The sequence below is a fragment of the Paraburkholderia tropica genome, from assembly GCF_914484835.1.
Taxonomy (GTDB): Bacteria; Pseudomonadota; Gammaproteobacteria; order Burkholderiales; family Burkholderiaceae; genus Paraburkholderia; species Paraburkholderia tropica_A.
Window position 1 is genome coordinate 1 of sequence record NZ_CAJZAR010000122.1, and the last position, 1414, is coordinate 1414.

Annotated in this window: 3 protein-coding genes; all 3 read right to left on the reverse strand. The window is 63.0% G+C overall.

Features of this window, described 5'->3' with window-relative positions; translation table 11 throughout:
- A partial coding sequence (locus tag LDO54_RS38780) for an FAD-dependent oxidoreductase (protein ID WP_224018442.1) occupies nt 1-809 on the reverse strand: 809 nt, incomplete at its 3' end.
- A 4-nt stretch (nt 810-813) separates the two neighbouring features.
- On the reverse strand, nt 814-1182 hold the full coding sequence (gene sdhD, locus LDO54_RS38785; protein ID WP_205987909.1) for a succinate dehydrogenase, hydrophobic membrane anchor protein: 369 nt from the start codon (nt 1180-1182) through the stop codon (nt 814-816).
- A gap of 2 nt (nt 1183-1184) precedes the next feature.
- A partial coding sequence (gene sdhC / locus LDO54_RS38790) for a succinate dehydrogenase, cytochrome b556 subunit (protein WP_224018444.1) occupies nt 1185-1414 on the reverse strand: 230 nt, incomplete at its 5' end.

Here is a 1414-nt window from a genome sequence, read left to right on the forward strand (position 1 = left end):
CGCAGAATGCCGCCTTCACCGCGCACGCCCTCGGTAATCAGCACGCCCGCGCCGGCCACGCCGGTCGGGTGGAATTGCCAGAATTCCATGTCCTGCAACGCGATGCCCGAACGTGCGGCCATGCCGAGACCGTCGCCCGTGTTGATGAACGCATTCGTCGATGCCTGGAAGATACGACCCGCGCCGCCCGTGGCGAACAGCGTGGTCTTGCCTTCGAGAATGTAGACGTCGCCCGTTTCCATTTCGAGCGCGGTCACGCCCAGCACGTCGCCTTCGGCGTCGCGGATCAGATCCAGCGCCATCCATTCGACGAAGAACGTCGTCTTCGCCGCGACGTTCTGCTGATACAGCGTGTGCAGCAGCGCGTGGCCGGTACGGTCGGCAGCCGCGCAGGCGCGCTGCACCGGCTTTTCGCCGTAGTTGGCCGTGTGGCCGCCGAACGGACGCTGGTAAATCGTGCCGTCGGCGTTACGGTCGAACGGCATGCCCATGTGTTCGAGTTCGTAGACGGCGTTCGGTGCTTCGCGGCACATGAACTCGATCGCGTCCTGGTCGCCGAGCCAGTCGGAGCCCTTGATCGTGTCGTAGAAGTGGTAGTGCCAGTTGTCTTCGCTCATGTTGCCGAGCGAGGCGCCGATGCCGCCTTGAGCGGCGACCGTGTGCGAGCGCGTCGGGAACACTTTCGAGAGCACGCAGACCGAGAGGCCCGCGCGCGCGAGTTGCAGCGATGCGCGCATCCCCGAGCCGCCCGCGCCGACGATGACCACGTCGAACTTGCGACGCGGCAGAGAATTCTTGATTGCAGCCATGCTTTTACACTCTCCAGAGAATCTGCGCGGCGTAGCCGAGGCTGCCGAGCAGCCAGGCGATCGTCAGCACGTCCAGCGCGATGCGCAGGCCGACGGGCTTGATGTAGTCCATCCAGATGTCGCGCACGCCGATCCAGGCGTGATAGAACAGCGCGAGCAGCGTGACGAACGTCGCGAGCTTCATCCATTGGGCGGAGAAAATCGACGCCCAGCCGTCATAAGAAAAGTCGTGTGCGCCGAAGAACAGCACGAGCAGCACGATGGTGTAGATCGCCATGATGACGGCGGTGGCGCGCTGGGCAATCCAGTCGCGCAGGCCGTAATGAGCGCCGACGACGAGGCGCTTCGGACCGATACCGTTTTTAGCCGACATTCTTAAAACGCTCCGAAGAGTTTTGCCGCGAAGGCGATCGTGAGGATCGTGGAGACAATGACGACGACGAGCGAGGTCGACTTGCCCTTTTCTTTGGCCGCGAGGTCATGGTTGAAATCCATGAACAGGTGGCGCACGCCGGCGCAGAAGTGGAACAGGAACGCCCAGCCGAGGACCAGTACGACGAGCTTGACGATGATGTTCGAGAGGAAGCCCCGGAAGACCTCGAAGC

Excerpts from the sequence above, each read along its gene's own strand:
- sdhD (WP_205987909.1), bottom strand. The coding sequence starts at position 1,182 with ATGTCGGCTAAAAACGGTATCGGTCCGAAGCGCCTCGTCGTCGGCGCT.